Origin of the sequence: Anaerostipes sp. 992a (assembly GCF_001940245.1) — a bacterium.
Classification (GTDB): Bacteria; Bacillota; Clostridia; order Lachnospirales; family Lachnospiraceae; genus Fimousia.
The window spans coordinates 1,322,506-1,341,665 of the sequence record NZ_MJIG01000004.1 but is presented as its reverse complement, the minus strand read 5'-3'; the positions used below and the strand labels follow the sequence as shown (position 1 = coordinate 1,341,665).

15 protein-coding genes and 1 pseudogene are annotated in these 19,160 nt (G+C 40.3%); 13 read left to right on the top strand and 3 right to left on the bottom strand.

Features of this window, described 5'->3' with window-relative positions; genetic code table 11:
- Window positions 1-3: 3 nt before the first annotated feature.
- Both BHF69_RS10735 and BHF69_RS10730 read left to right on the top strand, forming a co-directional pair.
- Window positions 4-1,695, top strand: coding sequence for an Hsp70 family protein (locus tag BHF69_RS10735; protein WP_075671398.1), 1,692 nt, complete (start codon window positions 4-6; stop codon window positions 1,693-1,695).
- A gap of 14 nt (window positions 1,696-1,709) precedes the next feature.
- Window positions 1,710-2,681: a zinc ribbon domain-containing protein gene (locus tag BHF69_RS10730; protein ID WP_075671396.1), complete on the top strand. Its 972-nt coding sequence runs from the start codon at window positions 1,710-1,712 to the stop codon at window positions 2,679-2,681.
- A gap of 63 nt (window positions 2,682-2,744) precedes the next feature.
- On the opposite strand, the gene BHF69_RS10725 is transcribed toward BHF69_RS10730, so the two are convergent.
- From BHF69_RS10725 to tnpA, 3 genes and pseudogenes are all read right to left on the bottom strand, one after another.
- On the bottom strand, window positions 2,745-3,608 hold the full coding sequence (locus tag BHF69_RS10725; RefSeq protein WP_075671394.1) for a YitT family protein: 864 nt from the start codon (window positions 3,606-3,608) through the stop codon (window positions 2,745-2,747).
- A gap of 80 nt (window positions 3,609-3,688) precedes the next feature.
- Window positions 3,689-4,768, bottom strand: a complete 1,080-nt coding sequence (locus tag BHF69_RS10720; RefSeq protein ID WP_075671392.1) for a zinc-binding dehydrogenase — start codon at window positions 4,766-4,768, stop codon at window positions 3,689-3,691.
- A 78-nt stretch (window positions 4,769-4,846) separates the two neighbouring features.
- Window positions 4,847-5,247: pseudogene (tnpA, locus tag BHF69_RS14770) on the bottom strand (IS200/IS605 family transposase); the annotation flags it as partial.
- Window positions 5,248-5,331: 84 nt separating this feature from the next.
- Between tnpA and BHF69_RS10710 the strand changes: the two are divergent.
- The 11 genes from BHF69_RS10710 to BHF69_RS10660 all read left to right on the top strand — a co-directional run bounded on the left by BHF69_RS10710 (window position 5,332) and on the right by BHF69_RS10660 (window position 18,989).
- A complete protein-coding gene (locus BHF69_RS10710; RefSeq protein ID WP_075671390.1) occupies window positions 5,332-6,471 on the top strand; it encodes an RNA-guided endonuclease TnpB family protein in 1,140 nt (379 codons plus the stop codon).
- Window positions 6,472-6,844: 373 nt separating this feature from the next.
- Complete coding sequence (locus BHF69_RS10705; protein WP_075671388.1) at window positions 6,845-7,258, top strand: C-GCAxxG-C-C family protein; 414 nt, start codon at window positions 6,845-6,847, stop codon at window positions 7,256-7,258.
- A gap of 10 nt (window positions 7,259-7,268) precedes the next feature.
- Entirely contained in the window at window positions 7,269-7,955 is a 687-nt protein-coding gene (locus BHF69_RS10700) for an N-acetylmannosamine-6-phosphate 2-epimerase (protein WP_075671386.1), read from the top strand.
- A 62-nt stretch (window positions 7,956-8,017) separates the two neighbouring features.
- Entirely contained in the window at window positions 8,018-8,995 is a 978-nt protein-coding gene (locus BHF69_RS10695) for a LacI family DNA-binding transcriptional regulator (protein WP_075671384.1), read from the top strand.
- A gap of 177 nt (window positions 8,996-9,172) precedes the next feature.
- Entirely contained in the window at window positions 9,173-10,564 is a 1,392-nt protein-coding gene (locus tag BHF69_RS10690) for a family 43 glycosylhydrolase (RefSeq protein ID WP_075671382.1), read from the top strand.
- Between the two features lie 16 nt (window positions 10,565-10,580).
- Window positions 10,581-12,479 (top strand): PTS beta-glucoside transporter subunit IIBCA, encoded by a 1,899-nt coding sequence (locus tag BHF69_RS10685; RefSeq protein ID WP_075671380.1) that lies wholly within the window; start codon window positions 10,581-10,583, stop codon window positions 12,477-12,479.
- Between the two features lies 1 nt (window position 12,480).
- Entirely contained in the window at window positions 12,481-13,869 is a 1,389-nt protein-coding gene (locus BHF69_RS10680; RefSeq protein WP_075671378.1) for a glycoside hydrolase family 32 protein, read from the top strand.
- 183 nt (window positions 13,870-14,052) lie between these two features.
- Window positions 14,053-15,816 carry an ABC transporter ATP-binding protein gene (locus BHF69_RS10675; protein ID WP_075671376.1) on the top strand — a complete coding sequence of 588 codons (1,764 nt, stop codon included), beginning with the start codon at window positions 14,053-14,055 and terminating at the stop codon, window positions 15,814-15,816.
- Window positions 15,817-17,622 carry an ABC transporter ATP-binding protein gene (locus tag BHF69_RS10670; protein ID WP_075671374.1) on the top strand — a complete coding sequence of 602 codons (1,806 nt, stop codon included), beginning with the start codon at window positions 15,817-15,819 and terminating at the stop codon, window positions 17,620-17,622.
- Window positions 17,623-17,677: 55 nt separating this feature from the next.
- Window positions 17,678-18,382 (top strand): DNA alkylation repair protein, encoded by a 705-nt coding sequence (locus BHF69_RS10665; protein WP_192846990.1) that lies wholly within the window; start codon window positions 17,678-17,680, stop codon window positions 18,380-18,382.
- Between the two features lie 4 nt (window positions 18,383-18,386).
- A complete protein-coding gene (locus BHF69_RS10660; RefSeq protein WP_075671370.1) occupies window positions 18,387-18,989 on the top strand; it encodes an Ig-like domain-containing protein in 603 nt (200 codons plus the stop codon).
- The last annotated feature ends 171 nt before the right edge of the window (window positions 18,990-19,160 follow it).

Here is a 19,160-nt window from a genome sequence, read left to right as displayed (position 1 = left end):
AGAATGATAATAGGAATTGATTTAGGAACGACCAATAGCCTGGCTGCTTATTTTACAGAAGATGGACCAAAGATTATTCCTAATCGTCTGGGCAAGAATATGACTCCTTCCGTTGTCAGTATTGATGAGGAAGAACAGATTTATGTAGGCGAGACGGCAAAGGAACGGCAGATTCTGTATCCAGAAAGCTCAGCCAGTGTATTTAAAAGAGATATGGGAAGCCAGAAGACCTATCAGCTGGGCAAGCGTTCTTTTACAGCGGAGGAACTTTCTTCCTTTGTATTGCGCAGCTTAAAGGAGGATGCCCAAACCTATCTGGGAGAAGAGATTACAGAAGCAGTGATCAGTGTGCCGGCATATTTTAATGAGGCACGCAGAAAGGCAACAAAACGTGCCGGAGAGCTGGCAGGGCTGAAAGTTGAAAGAATCATCAGTGAACCAACTGCTGCAGCGATTGCTTATGGACTTTACCAGAAGAATGCCAATACGAAGATTTTAGTATTTGACTTAGGTGGTGGAACCTTTGATGTATCGATTCTGGAGTTATTTCAGAATATCTTAGAGGTGCGTGCCGTTGCAGGGGATAATTACCTGGGAGGCGAAGATTTTACCAGAGTTATTCAGGAATTGTTTCTGAAGGATACGGGTCTTTCTGAAGAAGAACTGGACAGTAAGGTGTTGGGAATGATTCGAAAGCAGGCAGAGCAGTGCAAGTTAAGCTTTGCCACCGAGAACAGCTATACCATGAGCTGCCAGATTGGAGAAGAGAAGAAACAGGCAGTGATCACAGCTGGAAGATTTGAGAAGCGATGTGAACCATTGCTGGACCGTATTAAAAGGCCGGTGAAGAAAAGCTTGGCAGATGCGAAGATTAAAGTATCTGATATTGATGAGATCGTTCTGGTCGGCGGCGGAACACGGCTTCGATTAGTGAGAAAGTATGTAGCTAAGTTGTTTAAGAAGATGCCGGATACCAGTGTTCATCCAGATGAAGCAGTGGCACTGGGAGCTGCCATTCAGGCTGCTATGAAGGAGCGAAAAGAAGCGATCAAGGAAGTGATCCTTACGGATGTCTGTCCATTTACATTGGGAACAGAGGTGGCCATTGAACGGGGAGATGATAAGTATGAATCCGGACATTTTGCACCGATTATTGAAAGGAATACCACTATTCCTGCCAGCAGAACGGAGCAGTTCCATACGATCTACGATCAGCAGACAAGGCTGAGCATTCATATTCTTCAGGGAGAAAGTAGATTTGCAGCCAATAATGTCTCTCTGGGAAGGCTAGAGATTGAGGTGCCGCCTAATAAAGCTGGAGCGGAAGCGGTAGATGTTACCTATACATATGATATTAATTCATTATTGGAAGTGGAGGTAAAGGTTGTTTCTACAGGAGAGGTGAAACGCATGATCGTAAAAAACCAGGATGTGGATATGACCGATGAAGAGATTGAGGCCAGAATGAAGGAGCTATCTTATCTAAAGATTCATCCAAGAGATCAGGAAGAGAATAAGCTATTGCTTCTTCGTGGAGAACGGATGTATGAGGAGAATGTGGGAGAGACCAGACTGGAAATCGAATACGAATTAAGGGAATTTGAACGAGTATTAAATACCAGAGACGAAGCAGCCATTGCAGATGCAAGGCGGACGCTCCGTGAGGCATTAGATGAGCTGAATGAAGACTGGTAGAAAAGGAGAGTAGTATGTTTTGTGGAGAATGTGGGAAGAAAATTTCTGATGAGGCTAAGTTTTGTCCATATTGTGGAAGTCCGGTAGAGACAGAGGAAATGGAATATGAGACAGTAGAAGAACCGGTAGAGCAGGAATCAGAATACGAAGAAGTGGAAACGGTCTTTGAAGAGAAAGATGACCTTGAATATGAAGAGGAGAAGGAAGATTCTGGTAACGCGAAAAAGATTATTTTGATCGTTTTGCTGTTGATTGCCCTTGCGGTGGCTGGATTTTTTATATGGAAGCTGTTTTTTGCAGAAACAGAAAATAATAATCTACAAACAACGCAGACAACGGCAGAACCAAGCACAGCCGATGATGATGGGGATGATGTGGTTCATGACGATGATGCGGAACATGCAGAGGGAACTGCCGAGGGACAGGATGATGGGCTGCCAGTTGTTTATGCAGATGATTCTATCGATTACGGTGCACCATTATCACCAAGTGATTATATCGTCTATGAGGCAGATGAGGGATATTCCTTTGCTTATCCGAAAAATTTCTACAATGAAGTATATAAAATTGATGGTGGCTATTCCTTCACTGGGGATGATGATGTATCTGCTTTTGAGATTTATGAAGAAGACAACCAGTATACCTCTGCCAGTGAGGCCATTGAAGGCTATTATAGCTCTGCTAAAAATAGCATGAATGTATATGATGAGATTATTTATTCTCCAGATACCGGAAAGCTGATTCTTGCAGCAAAGAATAATTTTGATTCTGACATCTATTACTATTATTTGGTACGTGCTTATGAGGATGATGTATATGTGATGAAGGTGACCTATCCTCTTAGCAGTGCAGAATCTAAGACATCAGAAAATCAAAAGAATTATATGGTGGATTGTATGTATCGTTATTGTAGCTTTTCTGGTGGTACTTATAAGCCAAGAACCTATACGCAGTTTAAGAATGATGATATGGGAACAAAGAAATAAAAAGAATGATATATCAGATTTGGAAGCTCCGTAGCCTGATTGCTGACCGGAATGATTTCGTTCTCACTCACTATCAATGGGACGAAATCCCTCTCCCAACACCTGGTTGGCAGGAGCAATAGTCACAAAAGCAGAGGGGTCTGTTTCTAGAATCACTTCTTTTAAATGGGCAAGCTCCTGCCTGCGGATGATGCATAGAAGAGTAAAGGAACTTTTCTTTTTGTAGGCACCCATACCATATAGCAGGGTGGCAGTACGAGACATTTTTGTAATGACAGAATCAGATATTTCCAGAGCTTTGGAAGACATAATGAGTACAATGATGGCCTGATCCATACCGTAGATGATGCCATTGATGGCCTTCATCTGGGCATAGAGGGCAACGGTACCGAATAGTCCGGATTCCAGATCGCGATAGACCACCATGGAAAGCAGCAAGATGGAGGCATCGATAATGAGCAGGGCCTGACCAGTAGGCAGTATGGGAAATCTTCGTTTCAGAAAATAAGATAAAATATCCGTTCCACCAGTCGTAGATCCATGGAAAAAGACAATACCCAGACCGACTCCGGAAAGAAGTCCGCCAAAGATGGAAGAGAGCAGACGATCCCCATAAAAGGCAGGGACATAGGGTGTGACGACAGAGTCTAAAAGGATGGTACTGATGAAAATGGTCTGAAGGGTCCTTAGAGTAAAGGTTTTTCCCATAAGCTTCCATGCGAAGAAAAGCAAAGGGATATTGCATAGAAATGTGGTTAGTCCTACTGGCAGGTTCCATAGGTATTTTAGCAGAATTCCAATACCAGAGACTCCGCCTGGAGCAATATGGGCAGGCTCCATAAAGACATGGATGCCGATGGCAATGAATAAACATCCAAGGATATCGAATATCAAGTTTGCAAGCCAAGTATATTTGAAAAATTTCATGGAAGCCTCCTTTTATATCTCATAAAATCCATTGAGAATAGTATATGGAGGCTTCCTCTTAATATACAGATAAGCTTTTTTTATTCTTCATCATCATAGTCATAATGAAGAATGACTTTGATGGCTTCTTTTTTTGCCATCAATTCAAATCCTTTTTCCCATTGGCTAAGCCCCAGCTCATGGGTAATAATGGATTTTAAATCGATTTTACCGGCGGCTAAAAGCCGCAGGGCATTTCGCCATGTTATGGAGTCGTAACCGGCATGTCCAATGATACTCAGAGCTTTGGAGGAAACATCGTTGATGGAGAAATCAAGATGCTGTGTGCTTTTTCCAACACGGATGATCTGGCCATTTGGGCGGAGCATGGCGATGGCCTGTTGCATGGCAATGGCAGAACCGCTGCATTCGACAACAAGGCCTAAGTTGTCACGTCCACAGATTTCCAGGCAGCGTTTTACTACATCTTCTGCTTTGCTGTCAATGGTATGAGTGGCACCGAACTTTCGTGCGATTGGAAAGCGGAGATTTTCATCGCCTGGGCGGCCGACTAAAACGATATTAACAGCACCCATAATGCGGGCAATCTGAACTGCCAGAATACCAAGGGGACCGGCACCGATGATGACAATGTCCTGTCCTGGCAGGAAGCTGGAACGCTGTGCAATGGCCTGGTATACATTGCAGATAGGATCCATGATAGCGGCCTCTTCATAGGATACGTTTTCTGGGATTTCCCAGATGGCGTGCTTGTGAATGGCAAGAATTTCTCCAGGAATGAGACAATACTTGGTAAAGCCTCCATAAGGACTGTGATCCAGTCCAAGATTCACATGTTCCGGGCAGGTAATAAAATCTCCTGCATCACAGGATGGACAGGTACCACACACATGACTGGTATTATCGGAAACGATTCTCTGTCCAACCTTCCAATCAACAACATTTTTTCCTGTTTTTACGATGATTCCAGAGAATTCATGCCCGCGGACAGAATTGAATTGATCTACATCGGCTTCTATGCCATAATGTTTTCGGTCGGAGCCACAGATGCCGGCGGCTTTTACTTCGATGAGAATATCGTTATCTCCACATTCCGGGACAGGGATATCGATCATACGATATCCTCCTGGTTTGATTCCATATCGTGCAAGTGCTTTCATAAATTAACCCCTTTCGTTTTCGTAGGCGGAAACCCACTGCCTTTAGGCGGTGGGAGGAGCCTTGTAAATCTTTAGCCATTAACCCTGACTTTCAATATACTTTTGAATTGTAGCTGATGATACTTCGCCAATACTACATGCAAAGTATCCGTCTGACCCAAATATCTTTTTCTTCCAATACTGTTTGGCTAGAAACGGACTGTATTTCTGCCAAAGGTAATGTGTTGTTTCCTGCTTTACAATTTTAACGATGTCGCAACTCTTTCCGTGGTATCGTAACTTAACAGAAAATGTATATGGTCTTTGTCTGTATCCATAGCTATAATTTGGTAACCATGAGTATTGGCTATATCGAATATCTTTTGTTTAACATCATTAGCGATAGAACCTTTAAGTAATTGTTTTCGGTATTTTGTTACCAAAACTATATGCACCTTTAAGCTGTATTTACGTCTGTTATGACGATTATATCTGTTATCCGTAACTTTACCTCAAATATTGATTTTCACTAATAATTATTATATAATACATTTAGTGAAATATCAATGAAAGGAGTACATTTTATGGAACAGATGACTATCACAGCAAAAGTTCAAATAGTCGCAGATGATACAGATAAGGTTTTGCTTGATAAAACCATGTCTGTATATCGTGATGCCTGCAACTTTGTTTCAGAGTATGTATTCCGTACACACGATTTGAAACAGTTTTCGCTTAACAAAATGTTATATTCTACGCTCCGAGAAAAGTTTGGTCTTAAATCGCAAATGACTCAGTCTGTATTTAAGACTGTTATTGCGAGATATAAAACCATCCTTGAAAATCAGAATGAATGGATTAAGCCTTCGTTCAAAAAACCACAGTATGATTTGGTTTGGAACAGAGATTATTCTTTGACGCAAAACTGCTTTTCAGTGAACACTCTGAATGGTCGTGTTAAGTTACCATATTTTGCTGATGGTATGTCTAAATATTTTGACCATACCATCTACAAGTTTGGCACTGCTAAGCTTGTAAACAAACATGGTAAATATTATCTTCACATACCAGTAACTTATGATGTCGAGGAAAGCAATATTTCTGACATCTGTAATGTTGTAGGTATCGACAGAGGAATTAACTTTGTTGTTGCGACCTATAACAGTGCCCACAAGTCCGGATTCGTTAGTGGTAAGGCTATTAAGCAGAAACGTGCTAATTATTCCAAACTTCGTAAAGAGCTTCAAATACGTCAGACTCCATCTTCAAGACGAAGAATCAAAGCTATCGGTCAGCGAGAAAACCGTTGGATGCAGGATATCAACCATCAGGTATCAAAGGCACTTGTTGAATCAAACCCGAAGCACACGCTCTTTGTTTTGGAAGATTTGGCAGGCATTCGTAATGCTACAGAGCGTGTGAAAACGAAAGACCGCTATGTTTCTGTATCATGGTCATTCTATGACCTTGAACGGAAACTAATCTACAAAGCCAAACAGAACCAGTCTACTGTCATTAAGGTTGACCCTCGTTATACGAGCCAGTGTTGTCCTATTTGTGGACATACTGAAAAGTCGAACCGTAACAAAAAAATACATCTGTTTACTTGCAAGAATTGTGGCTATAAATCGAATGATGACCGTATTGGAGCTATGAATCTGTATCGTATGGGAATAAACTATCTCGCAGATAGCCAAGTACCGAATATAGTTGTAACAGAGTAAACTTTGCTACAAAGGGTGCTGTCAACCACCCTGTGATGTAACGCCACGGGAGGTAATATACCTATCGGGGTTAAAAGGTCGGAGGCGTAAGCCGTTACTACGACTGGGCAGTTACAAGCCCATGACCTTTCGGTCATGGGTAGTTGACAAGTATTCATCCTTTCTATATTTCCTTTCAATCCGTAAGGGCGAGTTCTGTGGGATATCGGTCATTCTTTCAGTATAACAATAAAGAAAAGCTTTGTCATCACATAGGACGGTGGAAAAATCAAAGGAAGGATCTGAGGTTTAGGCTTGTACCAAACACAAAAAAGTGTTATCTTTTATCAGAAGAGATTAAAAATTTTGGATAAAGATACAAGGAGGATATGGTATGAGTCGTATTAGCCTAGGGGACGAAAAACATAAAAAGGGGTATAGCTGCAGTCAGGCGGTAGCATGCGTATTTTGCGATGAGATGGGTCTGGATGAAGAGACCGTATTTAAATTAACAGAGGGATTTGGAGCTGGAATGGCAGATATGCAGGGAGTCTGCGGTGCACTTTCCGGAGCAGCCATGGTCATCGGGATGAAGAACAGTACAGCTAATTTAGGACAGCCGGATTCCAAAGCGGCAACGATGAAGACAGTAAGAGAATTGGTAGCAAAGTTCCGCGATATGAATGGGTCTACGATATGTAAGGATTTAAAGGGAATGGAAACTGGAAAAGTATTGCGAAGCTGTCCAGGATGTATCGAAGATGCCATTAAATTGACAGAAGAAGCTTTGGCTAAAATGGAAGAATAGGAGAAGAAGAATGAATAGCAGAATCGAAGGGTTAAAAGGAAAGTTGATCGTGTCTTGTCAGGCTTTGCCGGAAGAACCACTTCATTCTTCCTTTATTATGGGAAGGATGGCATTGGCTGCCAAAGAAGGCGGTGCATATGGAATTCGTGCTAACACAAAAGAAGATATTAAAGAAATCAAGTCACAGGTGGACCTTCCGGTTATTGGAATTGTAAAAAGAAATTATGAAGGGTGTGATGTTTATATTACTCCTACTATGAAGGAAGTAGATGAGCTTATGGAAGCCGGACCAGAGATCATTGCCATGGATGCAACGATTTCCAAAAGGCCAGGTGGAAAGAGTCTGGATGATTTCTTTCATGAAGTGAAGACAAAATATCCAGATCAGCTTTTTATGGCAGATTGTTCTACGATAGAAGAAGCACTACATGCAGATGAGCTGGGATTTGATTTTATCGGAACGACTATGGTGGGTTATACAGAGCAAAGCAGACACCTTCGCATTGAGGAAAATGACTTTGAGATCCTAAGAGAAATTGTAGCGAAGGTGAAACACCGTGTGATTGCGGAAGGCAATATTAATACACCGGAAAAAGCGAGAAGAGTCATTGAATTAGGTGCATTCAGTGTGGTAGTTGGTTCCATTATTACCAGACCGCAGCTGATTACAAAATCCTTTGTAGAAGCGCTTTCATAGATTTTTCTAAATTCAAAGAGTATGATAGATTATGCTAGAAAAAAGAGTGGGGAAGTGATGATATGAAACCTGGAATAAAAGATGTGGCAAAGGTAGCAGGAGTATCACCGACTACTGTGTCCAGGGTCTTAAATAATCGAGGATATATTAGTGAAGAGACAAGAAAAAAAGTATATGCAGCTATGGAAAAAATTCAATACTATCCCAATGAAATCGCACGGGCATTGTTAAATAATCGGACATATTTTGTTGGTGTCATCGTGCCGACGGTAACTTCTCCATTTCATGGTGTTATTGTAGAGCAGATAGAATATTATCTTTCTGAGAAAAATTATAAGATGCTTTTATGCAATAGCAAGAACCAACTAGATACCGAAAAGAAGTATATTGACATGTTAAGAAGGAATCAGGTTGATGGAATGATTGTGGGAACTCATAATGCAGTGGTAGAGGAATATTCTAGTTTTCATATGCCGGTTGTTGGAATCGATCGATATTTGGGAGAAAATATACCTGTGGTATCTTGTGACAATTATGAGGCAGGGAGACTTGCAACGAGACATCTGATCGAACGGGGATGTAAGAAGATTTTATGTATCCGTGGGGATAGCAGATTGAGAATGCCTGGTAATAAAAGAAGTCAGGCTTATTTGGATGAGATGAAAAAGGAAGGTTATGAACCATTGGTGTTGGAAGTCCCATTTGTAAAGGAGTATGTAGAGAAACAGAAGCTGGTGTACGATATGCTGAATCAACATCCAGAAATCGATGGAGTGTTCGCCGGAGATGATTCCTTGGCTGTGATTGTTTTGCAGATTGCAAAGCAGAAAGGAATTCGAATTCCGGAGGACTTAAAGGTGATAGGAATAGATGGTACAAGAGAAGTACTTCAATTTGTTCCAGAACTGACAACGGTACAGCAGCCATCCAATGAAATTGCAAGAGTTGCGGTAGAAAAATTAATAGATTTGATTGAAGGGAAAAAAGTAGAAAGTTGTCTGAATCTCCCGGTTCGGCTATTAGAAGGAAAAACCACATAAAAAGGGAAAGGAGAAATCGAAAGATTTCTTCTTTTTTTGATGTAAGAGGCAATTTCAAGAACATAATTGTCAAAATAGCACAAAAAATAAGAATGGTTTTTGGTGAAAAATCTGCGTGAAAACGATTGACATATGAAAACGATTGACATATAATAATGAAAAAGGAAGGAGGAAATCATGTATCAATTGTATTATCAGCCAGACGGTGTCTGGGTAGGAGATATCATGCCTTATGGAAAAGATGGCAGCTTTTATGTATATCATCAGAGAGACACAAGAAATCCAGGACCATTTGGAGAGCCGTTTGGATGGGCATTAGCAACAACAAAAGATTTTGTAACATATAAAGATTATGGAGAGAGCCTGAAAAGAGGAACGGATGAAGAAGCAGATCAGTTTATCTATGCGGGAAGTGTGTTTGAAGCACAGGGATGTTTCCATGCCTTTTATACTGGATATAATCGAGAATTCCTAAAAGCAGGAAAAACCTCTCAGACATTGCTTCATGCTACCAGTCAGGATGGAATCAATTGGGAAAAGTCCAAAGAAGCATTGGAAATCCCACCACAGAGTGGTTATGATAGACGAAACTGGAGAGACCCTTTTGTACTATGGGATGAAGAGAGGCAGGAGTATCTTTTGATTCTGGGTGCCAGAAAAGGGGAAGATAAGAGAAAGCAAACAGGACGACTGGTTTCTTTTACATCAAAAAATTTAGAAAAATGGAAATTTCAAGGAGACTTCTGGTCACCAGGAATTTTTACCATGTTTGAGATGCCAGAGATTTTCAAAATGGGTGACTGGTGGTACCTGGTATTTTCAGAGTACAGCGATGGTAATAAGATTCATTATCGTATGAGTAAGAGTCTATACGGACCATGGATCGCACCAAAAGATGATTCTTTCGATGGAAGAGCATATTATGCCGGAAGAACTGCTTTTGATGGCAAACGCCGGGTATTATTTGGATGGGTACCAACAAGAGATGGTGATGATGATAAAAATTCATATTTATGGGGTGGAACCTTCGTACCACATGAAGTATTCCAAAGAGAGGATGGAACATTGGGAGTAAAACCATTAGATTCTGTTATGGAAGCATTCAGTGGCTGGAAGGATTTATTTAACCCATGTATGAAAACGATTGACATAAAACAGGAAAGTGTTTTATGTGAGGAAGCAGGCGTTCTGACAGCACTGGAAACGTATCTGACTTTTGAAGAGGGAACAAGAGAAATTTCTATTAAATTTTACGAGGATCTGGAGACAGGAGTATCTTATGAATATCGGTTTTATGTAGAAGAAAATCGTATTGTGTTCAACAAGTGTCCAAATTATCCATGGTATCAGTGCTTCAATATTGGACTGGAGCGACCGATTGCTCTGAATGCAGGAGAGGAATATCATATTCAGCTTATTGTGGATAATGATATTGCTACATTATATGTGAACGGAACAGCCTTGAACGTCAGATTATGTGATAGACCAGGAAATGCTCTCTCCATAACAGTTATGAATGGAGCAATCAAAACAAGAGGAACTAAGATTTCAACAGAGATTAATCAGTAGAGGAGAGGAAAAGAAGATGGATTATAAAAAAATAGCCAGCGAAGTAGTCGCTCATATTGGTGGACAGGAAAACATTAAGGGTGCTACCCATTGTGTAACAAGATTACGTTTAATCTTAAATGATGAGACAAAATACGATAGAAAGAAATTGGAAAACATTGAAGGAGTAAAAGGTGTTTTATTTAACAGTGGACAGTTGATGATCATCTTTGGAACCGGAACAGTAAATAATGTGTATGATGTATTTGTAGAACTGACTGGAGCAAAAGAATTATCTCAGGCAGAAGCCAAAGCAGAAGGCGTAAGTAAGCTGGGAAAACTTCAACAGGGATTTAAAGTTTTCTCCGATATTTTTATTCCGATCATTCCAGCATTTGTGGCAGCAGCAATCATTATTGGAATTAAAGCTTTATTAACTGCAGAAGGATTATTTGGATTAGAAGGTGCATTAGTTGATCAGAGTCCATTGATCGCAGACATTGCAGACTTCTTAAGAATTATTGCTACGACCTTTGATTATCTACCAATCCTTGTTATGTATAGTGCAGTAAAGCGCTTTGGAGGTAACCCGATTCTTGGTATTTTAGTAGGTATCGTTATGATTCACCCTGATTTGATGAATCGAAATGCATTTGTTTTAGATCCGTCCACTGCAGACTATTGGAATTTTGGTCCTTTGGCAATTGCTAAGGTTGCATTCCAGGGCGGAGTATTCCCAGCAATCTTAACAGCATGGTTTATGTCTAAAGTGGAAAAAATATCACAAAAATATGTGCCACAGGTCATTTCCTTTGTACTGGTTCCTACAATTACTATTTTATTTGCAAATATTGCATTATTTACCGTATTTGGACCAGTTGGAAATGTGATTGGTAATGGATTAGCAGGGTTGATCGATCTTTTATACAACAAATTAGGATTCTTAGGAGCATTTTTCTTTGCAGCGATGCTTCAGCCATTAGTAGTAACCGGTACCCATCAGGCAATTCAGGGAATTGAAGCAAACTTAATCGCAACAACAGGATTCAACTATATTCAGGCAATCTGGTCCGTATCCATTATTGCACAGGGTGGTGGAGCAATCGGTATGTACCTTCTGGCAAAGAAAAAATCAAAAGACAGAGACATCGCTATGTCAAGTTTTGTTCCTACCTTAGTTGGAATTTCTGAACCTGCAATCTTTGCTGTAAACTTAAAATATTCTATTATTCCATTTGTATGTGCCTGTCTTGGAGCTGGATGCGGTGGAGCATTTATGAAATTAGCAGGGGTTCGTGCTATTGGTCAGGGGCTTACTGGAGTACTTGGACTATTGTTAGTGGTTCCAGATAAATTGTTATATTATGTTATTGGAAACCTGATCGCATTCATTCTTCCAATTGTGTTTATTTTAATTTATGATAAAGCAAAAGGAGTTCCAAGAGAGGAAGAAGAAGAGGAAGTAGCTTCTGTAGATGAAGATGTAAAGGTTTCAGTAAAAGCGGTTGTAGATGGAACAGTTATCCCAGTTGCTGATATCAAAGATGGTGTATTTTCTGAAAAGGTATTAGGCGATGGAATTGGTATTCTTCCAGAAAGCGAAACCATTGTTGCTCCTGCAGACGGAGAAATCTGTACTGTTATGGAAGGAAGTAATCATGCAGTAGGAATTCGTGTGAAAAATAATATGACATATTTAATTCACGTAGGTATTGATACGATCAATATGAATGGAGAAGGATTTCAGTGTTTTGTAAAAGTGGGAGATCAGGTAAAAGCTGGAGAAAAGTTATTAACATTCAATAAGAAAAAAATTGAAGAAAAAGGTTTAAATCCAGTTGTGGTATTTGTAAAAACCGAAGAAGGAAATCAAAGCCCAGTGACATTCCGCACAGGAATGAAAGTTTCAGCGGGCAAGGATATTGTTGGAGAATAATATGGAGTTTTTAAAAGTTGAAAAATATACAGCATTAAATGAAACGCACCAATCCTATATCACTCAACTGATGAATTATTGCAGGAATACACCAAGACATCCGAAATTTCATATACATCCTCCCTGTGGACTAATGAATGATCCAAACGGTCTGGCTTATTTTCAGGGAAAGTATCATGTGTTCTATCAGTGGTTTCCATTTGGCCCAGAGCATGGAATGAAACATTGGGCACATGTAGAATCTGAAAATCTTTTGGATTTTAAGTGGTCAGAGGAGATGCTGGTTCCAGACCAGGAATATGAAAAGAATGGATGCTATTCTGGAAACTCAATAGAGGCAGATGGAAAATTATATTTATTCTATACAGCTAACTATAAGAGTGAACAGGGCAAAATTCCAAAGCAGGCGATGGCATGGATGGAGCCGGATGGAAGCGTACATAAATATGAAAACAATCCGATTATTGATGAAACACCAGATGGATTAACCGGAGAGATCAGAGATCCTTTTGTGTTCTCAAAAAATGGATGCTATTATATGCTTCTTGGTGGCGGTACTTTAGATGGAAAGGCAGCGCTGCTATTATATCAAAGTACAGATCTTACATCATGGAAGTACCAGGGACTGATTGATGTATGCGTCGATGGATTTGATATGGGATATATGTATGAATGTCCTTCTTATATCCAAGTGGATGGCAAGGATGTACTCTTCTTATCCTTAATGGGAAGAGAACCAGAAGGGGATCGTTATCATAATGAATTTTCAAGCTTATACTTTATCGGGAATCTGAATCTGGAGGAGATGAGATTTGAGGTAGAGTGTTACGATGAAATTGATAAAGGATTTGATTTTTATGCGCCTCAGGTATTTTATGGGAAGGATAAAGCCCCGATGATGTTTGCCTGGTTTGGATGCGGCGTGCAAAATTTGCCTTATGCCGCTGAGGATATGTGGATTCATGGTCTGACGATGCCTCGAATATTAAAAATCCAGAATGGACAGCTTTATCAGGAAATACCAGAAGAAATCTCCGATAAATATGAAATGGTTTCGGATTTGACTCATATGCCGGAAAGTAATACTTGGAAGCTTTCACTTGACTTTGATAAAATTCAATGTTCTTGTGTTCAGATTGGAGAAAAGAAAGATTGCTTTAAGATAAATCTGGATGTGGATCATGGTGTGGTAAGTGTAGATAGAAGTAGTCTATCCAAAGAGATTTGTGGAAAATATGGATATACGAGAAGAGTAACTACGAAAAGTGGAAAGCTATATTCTTTGGATATTTATTATGATAATACCTTTATCGAGCTTGATGTCAATAAGGGAGAAGAGTGGATGGCGTTTAGAGCCTATCCAGAAAATCAACAAATCAAAATAAAATAAGAGTCATTCATGTGATAAAATCCCTACTGGAATGCTTGTGTTATTTCAGTAGGGATTTTTTATGCATGAGAGAGAACTGTTGTGAGCAAACAAATAATCACTTGGTAGCTTTGCGGTAGTGAGTAGTCAGTTTTGATAAGATTGTGTATAATAGAAGCACAGTTTCAATCGAGGAGAGAAAAGATGAAGAAAAATAGTAGATTGGGGTTGATCCTAAGATTTGCCAGAGCGTCCAGATGGTATTTTCTGATCGTACTTGTGGCGTCCTTTGTATCAACCATATTAAATTCATGGATTCCAAAAATTTTTAGCTTTACCATCGATTCTGTGTTGGCAGAGAATGGTGTGAGTTATTTAAAAGAGCATTTATGGATCTTATCTTTGGCAGTGATCGGAATTGCATTTTTAAATGGAATTTCTATCTTTTTCTATCGTACTTATACAGCGAAGGCCGGGGAAGGTTTTGCAAAAAATATGAGGGATACGCTGTTTTTTCATGTACAGCGTCTTCCAATGAAATGGCATGGAGAGAATCAGACAGGAGATATTATCCAGAGATGTACAGCAGACGTGGAAGTGATTCGGAATTTCGTAGTGACCCAGGTGCTGGAGGTATTTCGTACGGTATTTCTCATTGGGATTTCTTTTACGATGATGGTCTCTATGAATGTGAAGTTATCGTTGGTAGCATTGGCTTTTGTGCCGATCGTAGCAGCGTATTCCGGAGTCTTTTTTCATTTGATCGCGAAGAACTTTACGGTGGCAGATGAGGCAGAGGGAGAGCTTTCCACAGTGGTCCAGGAGAATGCAACCGGCGTCCGGGTTGTGCGGGCTTTTGGAAGGGAAAAGTTTGAAATTGATCGTTTTGATGAAAAGAACTTAAATTATGCCAGATTATGGATTAAGCTTGGAACTTTATCTGGGTTATATTGGGGAGTCGGTGACCTGATCACTGGATTTCAGGTTATCTTTATCATCGTATTAGGAGCCATCGAAGCCGTTCATGGAGATATTACAGCAGGGCAGTTTGTAGCCTTTGCTTCTTATAATACCACATTAGTCTGGCCTATCAGAGGACTTGGAAGGATCTTGTCAGAGATGAGTAAGGCAGGCGTTTCTTTTGACAGAGTAAATTATATTTTAAATTCCCTTGAAGAGACGATGGAGGAAGTGGGGAAAATTCCTGAGTCGTTGGATATTCGGTTTTCTAATGTTTCTTTTGGTTATGAAAAAGAAAAGAAGGTTCTTCATAATCTGACGTTTTCCATTCCAGAAGGAAGTACCTTTGGAATCTTAGGAGGGACTGGCAGTGGAAAATCCACGATCATTCATTTGCTAGATCGACTGTATGAATTAGAGGAAGGCAGTATTCATATTGGAGGAATTGATATTAGCGAGATTCCAAAACCGTGGTTAAGAAAGCACATAGGGATGGTCCTTCAGGAACCGTTTTTATTTTCCAGGACGATACGGGAGAATATTGCTGCCTCAAATCCGGATGCTTCTATGGAAGAGATTCGGGAGGCTGCCAAAACAGCTTGTATAGACGATGCGATTATGGCATTTAAGGATCAGTATGATACGGTAGTAGGGGAGAGAGGAATTACACTTTCCGGTGGACAGAGACAGAGGATTGCCATTGCCAGAATGCTTCTCGCTAAGGCTCCAATTATGGTATTTGATGATTCGCTGTCTGCAGTAGATGCCAAGACAGATTCTGATATCCGTCATGCATTGAGGCAAAAGATGAAGGATGCTACTGTAATCTTGATTTCCCATCGGATCACTACGTTGATGGAAGCAGATCAGATTATGGTGCTGAATCATGGACAAATAGAAGAAATCGGAACGCATCATCAGCTAATTGGGCAGCAGGGGATTTATCGTCAGATATATGATATTCAGATGAATCAGGATGACCGAAGATTATTAGAAGGAGGGGTGTAGATGGAACCGAAATCATTTAGCTTGAAAATGTGGAAAAAGATGCTGCCCTTCTTTCGTCCGTATTATAAATATTTTATTACCACCATCAGTCTCAATGTGTTGCTGGTAGCGGTGGATGTGTTGGTGCCGTTATTTCAAAGCTATGCCATCGATCATTTCATTGTGCCGGATACGTTGAAAGGCATTCGTATATTTGCACTTGTATATGCAGCGGTGATCGTGACACAGACCGTATGTGTATTTTTCAGTGTACGGGCAGCCATTCACATTGAAATGAATGTGGGAAAGGATCTGAAGAGGGCACAGTTTGTCCATCTTCAAAAGCTTTCTTTTTCCTATTATAATACAACACCGGTAGGATATATCCATGCCAGAGTGATGAGTGATACTCTAAAGATTGCGTCTGTGCTTGCCTGGGGATTGGTAGATATGTTCTGGGCCCTGGTCTATGTAGCAGGAGTTTTTGTAATTATGTTTTTGTTGAATGCAAGGCTGGCAGCGGTAATCTTATTAGTGGTCCCTTTGATCGCAGTGCTTACTGCAGTGTTTCAGAAGAAAATGCTGGTTTGGAATCGTAAAGTAAGGGAGACGAATTCAGAGATTACGGGAGCCTATAATGAAGGAATTACGGGAGTAGAGACCAGTAAGACCATGGTCATTGAAGACCTGAATCATAAGTCCTTTCAGGAAATTACGAATAAGATGAAGTGTAGTTCCATGACGCTTGCCAAGCTTACGGCGATCTATATGCCGCTGATCTTATTTTTTAGCTCTACCGTCACTGCATTTGTGCTGGCCAGAGGAGGATATTTTGTACAGGAGCAGGTAATCGCATTGGGAACATTATCGGTGTTTTTATCTTATGCAGTTGGTATCTTTGAACCGATTCAGCAGCTGGCAAGACTTTTGTCAGATTTGATTTCCTGTCAGGCCAATATTGAGCGGGTGGTAAATCTATTGGAGCAAGAACCGAATATTACGGACTCTTTGCAGGTAATAGAAAAGTATGGGGATTCCATACATCCCAAAAAGGAGAATTGGGAAAAGATATGGGGTGACATAGAATTTCGGGATGTGACCTTTCGTTATCCAGATGGAAAAGAGAATGTCTTAGAGCACTTTTCCTTAAAGATACCAGCTGGTTCTACGGTAGCCATTGTAGGAGAGACAGGAGCTGGTAAATCTACGCTTGTGAATCTGGCAGGCAGGTTCTTCGAACCGGTGTCTGGAGAAATTCTCATCGATGGAAGAGATTATCGGGAACGGTCACAGTTGTGGCTGCATAGTCAGATTGGATATGTATTGCAGAATCCTCATTTGTTTTCTGGCAGTATCCGGGAGAATATTCGCTATGGAAGACTGGATGCAACCGATCAGGAGGTGGAGGAAGCAGCAAAGAGTGTTTGGGCGGATCAGGTGATTGAGAAGCTGGAGCAGGGATATGATACCAATGCAGGAGAAGGAGGCAACCGTCTGTCAACCGGAGAGAAGCAACTCATTTCTTTTGCCAGAGCCATTCTTGCCAATCCGGCAATCTTTGTCTTAGATGAGGCCACATCTTCCATTGACACATGGACGGAGCAGCTGATCCAAAAAGCAACCAGTCAATTGTTAAAAGGGCATACTTCTTTTATCATTGCACACCGTCTGTCTACCATTCGTCATGCGGATGTGATTCTGGTCATGAAGGACGGTAAGATTTTGGAAAAGGGTAATCATAGACAGCTGATTCAGCAGAAGGGTTACTATTATGATCTATATTCCAGACAGTTCGAAGAGGAGCGGATGATGGAGGTATTTTGCTAGGTTTTCATTTCTCACATTTATAGTAGTCATCCATTATCTGAGGGGGAGAAGAATCATGAATACAATACGAGAGCAGTTGGAGTCTCTTTCAGAGACAGATTATAAAAAGTTTAACGAAAAGATTGTGCCTGGAGCCAGAAATATGCTTGGAGTCCGTCTGCCTAAGCTGCGTCAGATCGCAAAAGAGATCGCAAAACAGGAGCCAGTAAGGTATCTGGAGGAGATAGAACAGGCTCTGCTTACCAAAAGAGATCAGATTTATTATGAGGAAATCATGATATACGGGCTTGTCATTGGCTATGCCAAACTGACAGACGAAGAACGGAAGGAATGGCTGGAGCGATTTCTCTGTCATATTGATAACTGGGCTGTTTGTGATAGCTGCTGTATGACGTATAAATGGATGAAGAAGAATCCGGAATATTGGTGGAAATATTTGGAGGAATGCATCAAAAAAGGAGAAGAATATTCTATTCGGTTTGCAGTGGTCTGTATGCTGGATCATTTTATTGATCATACTTATATAGAAAGAGTGCTTCAGTGGTGCGATCGGATTCAGCATGATGGTTATTATGTGAAGATGGCAGTTGCCTGGGCGGTATCTGTCTGCTTTGTAAAGTATCCAGAGCCAACGTATAAATTTTTGCATAAGAATTACATGGATGATTTTACTCAGAATAAAGCCATACAGAAAATTTGTGATTCTTATAGAGTAACAAAAGAGATGAAGCAGGAGATAAAAAGTTTTCGAAGGAGGTAACAATATGAAAAAATTTTGGAAAAAAGTTATGTTAAGTTTATTGGTGATCACAATGATTTTTCCAGTAACAGTTTGGGCGCATGGAGATCATCATGATGAGGATCATCATAACCATCATAATGATTATCATTGTCTGAATAATACATATAAGGTCGTATCGAAAGGGCAATGTGCGCAGTTGAAGGTATACCGTCACTGTAATGGACAAGAGGTAAGGATTACAAAGAATATCACCTGGACTTCTGGGAATAAGTCTATTGCATCTGTAGACAGTGCAGGAAAGGTAAAAGGTATTTCCAAAGGAAGTACCATCATTACTGCTAAATATGACGGTAGAAAGTATCAATGTACGGTAAAGGTGGAAAAGCCTACCATTAGTAAGTCCAAAACGACGGTAAAAAAGGGAGCATCAACAACTGTCACAGTGAAAAACACCTGCAGAAAGGTTACTTATAGCACCAGCAAAAAGGGGATCATATCTGTGAAAAAGACATGTAAAAACAATGTGACCACATTGCGGATAACGGGAAAGAAAAAAGGAAAGACAGTGATTACGATGAAGGCGGGAGGCTATAAGATAGGCACCTGTACGGTAACAGTAAAATAGAAATCTTTTGTTGGCAATCCTTATAAATATAAAGAAAGAATAAAAAAATAAATTTTTTCCTTGACGCCTCTTGACAATTATGATAATATATTAATCTGTATCATAATGGCTAATTACGCCTGTGGATATATGTAAAACGATAACAACATTTCATTACAAGGGGTGAAAACG

Excerpts from the sequence above, each read along its gene's own strand:
- BHF69_RS10735 (WP_075671398.1), top strand. The coding sequence starts at position 4 with ATGATAATAGGAATTGATTTAGGAACGACCAATAGCCTGGCTGCTTAT.
- BHF69_RS10730 (WP_075671396.1), top strand. The coding sequence starts at position 1,710 with ATGTTTTGTGGAGAATGTGGGAAGAAAATTTCTGATGAGGCTAAGTTT.
- BHF69_RS10725 (WP_075671394.1), bottom strand. The coding sequence starts at position 3,608 with ATGAAATTTTTCAAATATACTTGGCTTGCAAACTTGATATTCGATATC.
- BHF69_RS10720 (WP_075671392.1), bottom strand. The coding sequence starts at position 4,768 with ATGAAAGCACTTGCACGATATGGAATCAAACCAGGAGGATATCGTATG.
- BHF69_RS10710 (WP_075671390.1), top strand. The coding sequence starts at position 5,332 with ATGGAACAGATGACTATCACAGCAAAAGTTCAAATAGTCGCAGATGAT.
- BHF69_RS10705 (WP_075671388.1), top strand. The coding sequence starts at position 6,845 with ATGAGTCGTATTAGCCTAGGGGACGAAAAACATAAAAAGGGGTATAGC.
- BHF69_RS10700 (WP_075671386.1), top strand. The coding sequence starts at position 7,269 with ATGAATAGCAGAATCGAAGGGTTAAAAGGAAAGTTGATCGTGTCTTGT.
- BHF69_RS10695 (WP_075671384.1), top strand. The coding sequence starts at position 8,018 with ATGAAACCTGGAATAAAAGATGTGGCAAAGGTAGCAGGAGTATCACCG.
- BHF69_RS10690 (WP_075671382.1), top strand. The coding sequence starts at position 9,173 with ATGTATCAATTGTATTATCAGCCAGACGGTGTCTGGGTAGGAGATATC.
- BHF69_RS10685 (WP_075671380.1), top strand. The coding sequence starts at position 10,581 with ATGGATTATAAAAAAATAGCCAGCGAAGTAGTCGCTCATATTGGTGGA.
- BHF69_RS10680 (WP_075671378.1), top strand. The coding sequence starts at position 12,481 with ATGGAGTTTTTAAAAGTTGAAAAATATACAGCATTAAATGAAACGCAC.
- BHF69_RS10675 (WP_075671376.1), top strand. The coding sequence starts at position 14,053 with ATGAAGAAAAATAGTAGATTGGGGTTGATCCTAAGATTTGCCAGAGCG.
- BHF69_RS10670 (WP_075671374.1), top strand. The coding sequence starts at position 15,817 with ATGGAACCGAAATCATTTAGCTTGAAAATGTGGAAAAAGATGCTGCCC.
- BHF69_RS10665 (WP_192846990.1), top strand. The coding sequence starts at position 17,678 with ATGAATACAATACGAGAGCAGTTGGAGTCTCTTTCAGAGACAGATTAT.
- BHF69_RS10660 (WP_075671370.1), top strand. The coding sequence starts at position 18,387 with ATGAAAAAATTTTGGAAAAAAGTTATGTTAAGTTTATTGGTGATCACA.